We start from the raw sequence: 8,047 nt of genomic DNA on the forward strand, positions 1-8,047 counted from the left end.
CAGTCTTTGGTAAAAGACGTCCAACCGAATGGCAGGAGATCCATGTCCAAATCCGAAGGCAATGTCGAACGCGCCTACCAGGCCCTGCGCCGGATGGCGGTCAACTTCGAGTTCAAGCCGGGTGAAAGGCTGAACGAAACGTCGCTGACCAAGCGGCTGGACATCAGCCGGACGCCCTTGCGCGAGGCGCTCAACAGGCTGGTGGCCGAAGGGTTCCTGACCTTTTCGCTGGGCAAGGGGTTCTTTTGCCGACCGCTGACGCCGGAAAAAGTGCTGGAACTGTACCAACTGCGCTGTGCGCTTGAGACCGAGGCGCTGCTGCGCACCATCGGCGGGGCCGAGGATCAGCAGATCGACGCGGTCATTGCCTATCTGGACGAGGTCGAAAAATCCTATTCCGTCTGCCACGATCTGGATGAGCTTCTGCGCATGGATGAAGAGTTCCACATCAAGCTGGCAGCGCTTTCCGGCAACCAAGAGTTGCTGAAGCTGCTGCACAACGTCAATGAGCGCATCCGCTATGTCCGCATCGTCAACCTGCGGCTGCTGCGGGACCGGCGCGAGAACGCCGAGACAGACCAGACCTCGATGTCGGCGCATCGGATCATTCTGGATGCGGTAAAGGCGCGCGACGTGGATCGGGCGGTGTCTGCCCTGCGCGGCCATATCGAGCGACGCAGTGAACAAACGGTCGAACTGGTGCGGGTCGCCTATTCCCAACTCTACGTGCCGGATTTCTGATCGCGTGGGGTGCTTTGGCGATAGCCCGATAGCCTTTTCGAGGACAGTCGCCGCGCTAACTACGCCGTCATGACAGCGCGTTTCATCGGCTCGGAAATCTATCGCCACTCGACTTATGGCACATGGCACCCGCTCAGGATCCCTCGGGTCTCGACCGTTACGGACCTGTCGCGTGCCTTGGGCTGGTTGCCGGACGCGCAGTATATCCGCTCGCCCCGGGCTAAACCCCGGGCGCTTACGGCGTGGCATGACCCGGACTATATCGAGGCCCTGCAACAGGCTGAGCATCTGCAAGCCGTCACCCCGGATCAAAAGACCCGGTTCAACATCGGGACAATCTCGAACCCGATATTCACCGAGATGTTCCGCCGTCCCGCCACAGCCGCCGGAGGCTCGATCCTGGCTGGCGAGCTGTTGGCAGGTGGTGGCGTGATCTACAATCCGGCAGGCGGAACCCATCACGGGATGCCCGATCGGGCCAACGGGTTCTGCTATCTCAACGATCCGGTGCTTGCAATGCTCAGCCTGCGCGCACATGGGGTGCGGCGGCTGGCCTATGTCGATATCGACGCACATCATCCCGATGGGGTCGAGGTCGGCTTTGGCGGCGATCCCGATTGCCTGATGATCTCGGTCCATGAACAGAACCTGTGGCCCAAGACCGGCAAGTTGGAGGATGACGCAGGCGGCAACGCCCTGAATCTTCCCGTGCCGCGCGGCTTCCATGATGACGAAATGGCGCTGGTGCGCGACCGGTTGATCCTGCCTGCTGTTGCCGCGTTTCGCCCCGATGCGATCATCCTGCAATGCGGCGCGGACGCGGTCGAGGATGACCCGCTGGCGCATCTGTCGCTGTCCAACAACGCCCATTGGGATGTTCTGCGCGGCCTTACCGGGCTGGCACCACGCCTGTTGGTGCTGGGCGGAGGCGGCTACAACCCGTGGACCGTCGGCCGCCTTTGGACAGGTGTATGGGGCATTCTGGCCGGGCACGACATACCCGATCATCTGCCTGACGCAGCCCAGGCCGTGCTGCGTCAGCTCAGCTTTCGCGGCAGGACACGCAAGCAGGACCCCAAGGCAGAATGGCTTACGACCCTGCAAGACGCACCGCGCAACGGGGGGATCTCGGATACCGTCCGAGAAAGGGTCGATTTTCTGGCAAGCCGTTTGCGGGCTTGGGTTTAAGTCGGCGGCCATTTGCCCAAATCCCTTGGGCCTTTCGCAGGAAAACAACAGATTCCTAGATTTTGGATCCAATATCCAGTATGAATGCCGAGAATCCGACGGACCCACCGCCACTGAAAGATACCCTGCGATGACCAAATCCATCTTCTCGGGCACCATGCCCGCCCTGATGACCCCCTGCACAGCGGACCGGACACCCGATTACGACGCCCTTGTACGCAAGGGGAAAGAGATGATCTCGGCAGGCATGTCCGCCGTGGTCTATTGCGGGTCGATGGGCGATTGGCCCCTGCTGACCGATGCCGAGCGTATGGAAGGGGTCGAACGGCTGGTCGACGCTGGCGTTCCCGTTGTTGTGGGCACCGGTGCGATCAATTCGAAATCCGCGGTTGCCCACGCCGCCCACGCGCAGAAAGTGGGGGCCGTTGGCCTGATGGTGATCCCACGTGTGCTGTCTCGAGGATCCTCCATGGCTGCGCAGAAAAACCACTTCAAGGCGATCCTCAGTGCCGCGCCGGATGTGCCCGCGATCATCTACAACAGCCCGGTCTACGGCTTTGCCACCAAGGCCGACCTGTTCTTTGCCCTGCGCGCCGAACACCCCAACCTCGTCGGGTTCAAGGAGTTCGGAGGCAAGGACGATCTGCGCTATGCCGCCGAGCACATCACCTCGCAAGACGATCAGGTGACCCTGATGGTGGGCGTCGATACCGAGGTCTATCATGGTTTCGTCAATTGCGGCGCGACCGGGGCCATCACCGGCATCGGCACCGCCCTGCCGAAAGAGGCGTTGCTGCTGGCGGCCCTGGCTCAGAAAGCCGCCGAAGGTCATGCCGAAGCCCGGATGCGCGCGCGTGAGTTGGAAGAGGCGTTTGGCGTTCTGGCCAGCTTTGATGAGGGCACCGATCTGGTGCTCTATTACAAGCACCTGCTGGTACTGAATGGCGAGGAAGAATACCGCCTGCATTTCAATGAAACCGACGCGCTGACGGACGCCCAGCGAAACTATTGCGAACAGCAATATGACCTGTTCCGCAACTGGTTCGCCGATTGGTCCAAACAGGGCGGGGTTATCGCTGAATGCATGTGATCGACAGCCATACCGGCGGAATGCCCACGCGAGTAATCCTCGACAACGCGCCGGATCTGGGCACCGGCCCGCTGGCCGAGCGCGCGCAGCGGCTGGCGACCGAGCATGAGGCGTTCTACAAATCCGTCTTGCTGGAACCGCGTGGACAGCCTGGCATGGTTGCGGCCCTTCTGGTGCCGCCGGTCGATCCCGACTGCGTCACCGGCGTCATCTATTTCGATGCAGACGCGGTGCTGGGCATGTGCGGGCACGGCACTATCGGGCTGGGCGTCACGCTGGCCCATCTGGGCCGGATCACACCCGGCACAAGCAAGATCGAGACCCCTGCGGGCGTCATTACAATCGACGTGCACGATGCCAACACCGTGAGCGTGACCAATGTCGAAAGCCGTAGGGTGCGCAAATCGGTCACCGTGAAGACCGCCCAATACAGACCAGTCACCGGCGATGTCGCCTATGGCGGCAATTGGTTCTTCATCGTCGACCCAAGCCCGATCCCCGTCGCCCCCGAAAATATCCGCGCGCTGACAGATATGACGATCGCCATTCGCGAGGCCTGCATCGCGCAATCCGTGGGCGGTGAGGGCGGAGAGCCCGTGGATCATGTCATCTTTCAGGATGCCGCAGCTACGCCCGGCGTTCACAGCCGGAATTTCGTTCTGTGCCCCGATGACAACTATGACCGTTCGCCCTGTGGCACCGGCAGTTCCGCGCGTCTGGCCTGTCTTGCGGCAGATGGTCTGCTGGCCCCTGGTGCCGAGATTGTGCAGCACAGCGTCATCGGCAGCCCCTACCGCCTGTCCTATCAGCCCGGCCCAAATGGCGGCGTCATCCCTACTCTGACCGGGCAGGCCCATATCATGGCAGACAGCACGCTCGTCTTCGCCGAGAATGACCCCTTCAAACTGGGTATCCCGATCTGACACGCCTGAAACGGACAGCACAAATGCCGCCTGAAGACCCAATTGACATCGTCATCGTCGGAGCCGGGATCATCGGCATCAGCATCGCGCTGGAACTGCAACGGCGCGGGCGCGATGTTCTGGTGCTGGACCGTGAAGGGGTCGCCGCAGGCGCATCGCAAGGCAATGCCGGGGCCTTCGCCTTTGCCGAGATCGAGCCGCTGGCCAAGCCGGGCATCATGCGCGAGGCACCGAAATGGCTGCTCGATCCCCTTGGGCCGCTTTCGGTGCCCCCGTCCTACGCGCCGCAGATCGCGCCCTGGATGCTGCGCTTTTGGCGATCTAGCTGGAAGGATCGCTATCGCGCGTCGCTGGCGGCGCAGGGGGCGCTGATGAAGCACTGCCGCCTGGCGACCGAACGCCAAATCGCCGAGGTCGATGGCGAAGCGATGATACAGCGCGACGGTCAGTTGCAACTTTATGAAGGGGTCGCGCAATTCCGCGCCAGTCAATCCGCCTGGACCCTGCGGCGCGATCATGGGGTGGATTTCGATCTGCTCCACAGCCCCGAGGCGATTGCCGAGATACAACCCGGTCTGAGCCGCCGCTTCACCCATGCCGGATTCACGCCGCATTGGATGAACACAAGGGACCCGAAAGCCTGGACCGAACATCTCGCCACACAATTTCAGGCACGCGGCGGGCGAATTGATGTGCAGCCCGTGTCATCGGTAACGCAGCAAGGGGAACGGGTTGTTCTGGAAACCCCGTCGGGGCAAGTTCACGCCCGACATCTGGTGATTTCAGCTGGCGCGTGGTCTCATATTCTGGCCCGGCAGCTGGGGGACATAATCCCCCTGGAAACCGAGCGGGGGTATAACACGACCCTACCACAGGGTGCGTTCGATCTGCGCACGCATCTGACCTTCAGCGGCCATGGGTTTGTGGCGACGCGCATAAATGGCGGCGTGCGCGTGGGCGGCGCGGTCGAGCTTGGCGGATTGTCCCTGAAACCGAATTTCAAACGGGCCGACACCCTGTTGGCAAAAGCGGGCCAGTTCCTGCCCGACCTCGATATCAGTGGCGGCACGCAATGGATGGGGTTCCGCCCCTCATTGCCAGACAGCCTGCCGGTCATCGACCGCGCGCCCAAGGCCCCGCGGGTTCACTATGCATTTGGCCATGGCCATCTCGGGCTGACCCAATCCGCCGGAACGGCCGAGCTTGTGGCGGATCTGGTGATGGATGCCAAACCTGCAATCGACCTGTCCCCCTTTTCTGCAACGCGGTTCTGACCCCGGAGGCCCAAGATGCGCAGCACAAAAACGATCCATGTGATCTCTGCCCATGCCGAGGGTGAGGTTGGCGACGTCATTGTCGGCGGCGTCGCACCTCCGCCCAGAGATACGCTTTGGGACCAACGCACATTCATCGCGCAGGATCAGACGCTCAGGAATTTTGTCCTGAACGAACCGCGCGGCGGAGTGTTTCGTCACGTGAACCTGCTGGTGCCCCCGAAACACCCCGACGCCGATGCCGCCTTTATCATCATGGAGCCCGAGGACACGCCCCCCATGTCCGGGTCGAACTCGATCTGCGTGGCAACGGTTTTGCTGGATTCGGGTATCCTGCCGATGCAGGAACCGGAAACCCACCTGACGCTCGAAGCGCCGGGCGGTCTGGTGCAGGTTCGGGCGGAATGCCGGGATGGGAAAACACAGCGCATCTTCGTGCAGAACCTGCCCAGCTTTGCCGATCAGATCGCGGTTTCGCTGGATGTTCCGGGGGTTGGCACGATAACGGTCGATACAGCCTATGGCGGTGACAGTTTTGTCGTCGTTGACGCGCAGGATCTTGGATTTGAAATCATCGAAAGCAAAGCCAAGGAACTTGCCCAATTGGGCGTCAGGATCACCAACGCAGCCAATGAACAGCTTGGGTTCAACCATCCTGATAACCCGGATTGGACCCATATATCCTTTTGCGCCTTCTGTGGCCCGTTAAGCGAAACGGAAACCGGTTTGGCGGGCAAATCCGCCGTCGCCATCCAACCGGGCAAGATCGACCGGTCCCCCACAGGCACGGCGGTCTCGGCCCGCATGGCCCTGATGCTGGCGAAAGGTCAGATGAAACCGGGCCAGACATTCGACGCGCAATCCATCATCGGGTCGCGCTTTACCGGCAGAATTCTTGGCACCACCAAGGTCGCAGGGCGCAACGCAATTCTCCCCGAGATCAGCGGGCGCGGCTGGATCACCGGGGTTCATCAACACATGCTCGACCCCGAGGACCCCTGGCCGGGTGGCTATCGACTGTCAGATACGTGGGGCGCGTGACGATGCCGTCGATTGCCACCAACGCCAATCAAAAAAGGACCTGACATGCCTGGGACCCGCGCAATCACCAAGAAAAGCCTGCCGGACATCATCACAGATGACCTGCGGGAACGCATTCTGAACGGCGAACTGGCCGAGGGCGAAACCATCCGGCAAGAGGCTTTGGCCGAAGAATACGACGTTTCACGCATGCCCATCCGCGAGGCCCTGAAACGGCTGAACGCCGAGGGGTTGGTGAAATGGTCCACCAATCGCGGTGGTTCGGTCATCAAGCATTCTCTGACGGAAATTGGCGAGATATTCGACCTGCGCACCCTGATCGAAGTGGACCTGTTCCGCCGCTCCATTCCAAATATGACCCAAATGGATTTCGCGCGCTGCGCCGAGATATTGGACCGGATGGACGCCTCCTTCGATCAGAATGACGTCGGCAAATGGGGTATTCTGAACCACCAATACCACTCGGCCCTTTATGCAGGCGCCGACAGGCAACTGACGCGCGACATGCTCGACCGGATCAACACGCAAGCGGACCGATACATCCGCATGCATCTGAGCGTGATGAAGCAAAGGGAACCCGCAAAAATCGAGCATCACCAGCTTCTGTCTTTGGCCCGGTCCGGCGATGTAGACGCGGCTTGTGAGCTGTTGAAAACCCATATTCAGCGAACCAGGGACCAAATTCTGGAACTCATTGCTTCAAAGCGGAAGCGTTCCCTCTGACCTTTCAGACAGACGGTTTGCGGATTACCGCCTTGCGGCCTTCAAACCGTCCAGATAGGCGCGCTTTGCCGCCGCCACGTCTTCGTCGGTCATGGTTGATCGGTTCAGTTCCAGAAAATACTCTGCCGCTCCGTCAGGCTGAACATTCAGGTTGTTGACGGGCAACAGATCATCGGACCTGACATTCAGCATCGACAGCGCCTTGGTTACGGGGAACAGGCGATCATCAAGCCCGGACACGTTGAGGCGCACGACGTCCGCACGGGGTGATACAGCCCCCTCTACCCGGTTTACCACACCGTCAAGATCCGCAGCTTGTCGCAGACGCTCGCTATATTCCACAAGGTCTTGCCGGATCCTGTCCGCGCGGATGTTCTGCCAATAGACACTGCGCACCCAGTCGCTGGCGTTTCTGGTCGTGAAGAACAGGGTGATACGCGCAGTACCATTCGAAAACCGGTCGATTTCATCGACCAGAGTTTCTGCCAGGACATGAGTCTGAGAATAAGTCCACACATCCTTGCGCCCCGGAATCATCCCGGCAAACTCCTCGCTGCTGATAAGCAGAGGTGTGTCTGACCGCCCGTCGAAAGGCTCAAGAGCATGCCGAACCCTTTGGCGGAATTTCCTGAGGACTTGGTCCTTTTGAACAAGGGAATAACGCCGCGCAGAAAACCCTGCTTCCTTCAGATCGCAGGGAATTAGAACGTTCAGTCGATCCTCCAACAGGGACCGGTTCCTGAACAACATCGTTTGCAGGGTTCTGGTGCCTGTTTTGTGAAACCCCTGATGGATCACGACCTTCAAAATGCGACTTTCAGCTTGCTTCGGTTACGCGTGCAATATTCCGCGAACAAAGCTGATTTGTCGAATGCAATGCGCGTCGATATGGAACCGTGCGTTTCTTGGAAAGCGCGGGTGCGCCGGAACAACACAGCCTTCATTGGCATTAGATTCTGGTGTTAGGGGATTTTCGATCGTAAGAGAGATATGGGCTTTTACTAGGTTTGGCGGTGACCTACTCTCCCGGGGCTTAAGCCCAAGTACCATTGGCGCGGCAGTGCTTA

The 8,047-nt window shown here is 60.3% G+C and carries 8 protein-coding genes; 7 read left to right on the forward strand and 1 reads right to left on the reverse strand.

The features are described from left to right. The first annotated feature begins 42 nt into the window (after window positions 1–42). The 7 genes from ACR0KX_RS16220 to ACR0KX_RS16250 all read left to right on the forward strand — a co-directional run bounded on the left by ACR0KX_RS16220 (window position 43) and on the right by ACR0KX_RS16250 (window position 6,980). Window positions 43–741, forward strand: a complete 699-nt coding sequence (locus ACR0KX_RS16220; RefSeq protein ID WP_170624190.1) for a GntR family transcriptional regulator — start codon at window positions 43–45, stop codon at window positions 739–741. Between the two features lie 69 nt (window positions 742–810). Then, entirely contained in the window at window positions 811–1,929 is a 1,119-nt protein-coding gene (locus ACR0KX_RS16225; protein ID WP_170624192.1) for an acetoin utilization protein AcuC, read from the forward strand. 130 nt (window positions 1,930–2,059) lie between these two features. Next, the gene (locus ACR0KX_RS16230; protein WP_170624194.1) at window positions 2,060–3,019 is read left to right on the forward strand and encodes a dihydrodipicolinate synthase family protein; all 960 of its coding nucleotides are present in this window, start codon (window positions 2,060–2,062) and stop codon (window positions 3,017–3,019) included. Further along, on the forward strand, window positions 3,010–3,942 hold the full coding sequence (locus ACR0KX_RS16235) for a 4-hydroxyproline epimerase (RefSeq protein WP_170624197.1): 933 nt from the start codon (window positions 3,010–3,012) through the stop codon (window positions 3,940–3,942). Before ACR0KX_RS16230 ends, ACR0KX_RS16235 begins: the two co-directional genes overlap by 10 nt. Before the next feature lie 23 nt (window positions 3,943–3,965). After that, window positions 3,966–5,216: an NAD(P)/FAD-dependent oxidoreductase gene (locus ACR0KX_RS16240; RefSeq protein ID WP_170453263.1), complete on the forward strand. Its 1,251-nt coding sequence runs from the start codon at window positions 3,966–3,968 to the stop codon at window positions 5,214–5,216. Between the two features lie 15 nt (window positions 5,217–5,231). Continuing rightward, window positions 5,232–6,257, forward strand: a complete 1,026-nt coding sequence (locus tag ACR0KX_RS16245; protein WP_170624199.1) for a trans-3-hydroxy-L-proline dehydratase — start codon at window positions 5,232–5,234, stop codon at window positions 6,255–6,257. Between the two features lie 45 nt (window positions 6,258–6,302). Next, window positions 6,303–6,980, forward strand: coding sequence for a GntR family transcriptional regulator (locus ACR0KX_RS16250; RefSeq protein ID WP_170624202.1), 678 nt, complete (start codon window positions 6,303–6,305; stop codon window positions 6,978–6,980). A gap of 24 nt (window positions 6,981–7,004) precedes the next feature. Here ACR0KX_RS16250 and ACR0KX_RS16255 read toward each other — a convergent pair whose 3' ends face one another. Continuing rightward, window positions 7,005–7,517, reverse strand: coding sequence for a hypothetical protein (locus ACR0KX_RS16255; protein WP_170624204.1), 513 nt, complete (start codon window positions 7,515–7,517; stop codon window positions 7,005–7,007). Window positions 7,518–8,047: the final 530 nt, after the last annotated feature.

The sequence above is a fragment of the Ruegeria sp. BG5 genome, from assembly GCF_056538425.1.

Bases quoted from the DNA above. Each gene is read 5' to 3' on its own strand.
- ACR0KX_RS16235 (WP_170624197.1), top strand. From the start codon at position 3,010: ATGCATGTGATCGACAGCCATACCGGCGGAATGCCCACGCGAGTAATC.
- ACR0KX_RS16220 (WP_170624190.1), top strand. From the start codon at position 43: ATGTCCAAATCCGAAGGCAATGTCGAACGCGCCTACCAGGCCCTGCGC.
- ACR0KX_RS16255 (WP_170624204.1), bottom strand. From the start codon at position 7,517: ATGATTCCGGGGCGCAAGGATGTGTGGACTTATTCTCAGACTCATGTC.
- ACR0KX_RS16240 (WP_170453263.1), top strand. From the start codon at position 3,966: ATGCCGCCTGAAGACCCAATTGACATCGTCATCGTCGGAGCCGGGATC.
- ACR0KX_RS16245 (WP_170624199.1), top strand. From the start codon at position 5,232: ATGCGCAGCACAAAAACGATCCATGTGATCTCTGCCCATGCCGAGGGT.
- ACR0KX_RS16230 (WP_170624194.1), top strand. From the start codon at position 2,060: ATGACCAAATCCATCTTCTCGGGCACCATGCCCGCCCTGATGACCCCC.
- ACR0KX_RS16225 (WP_170624192.1), top strand. From the start codon at position 811: ATGACAGCGCGTTTCATCGGCTCGGAAATCTATCGCCACTCGACTTAT.
- ACR0KX_RS16250 (WP_170624202.1), top strand. From the start codon at position 6,303: ATGCCTGGGACCCGCGCAATCACCAAGAAAAGCCTGCCGGACATCATC.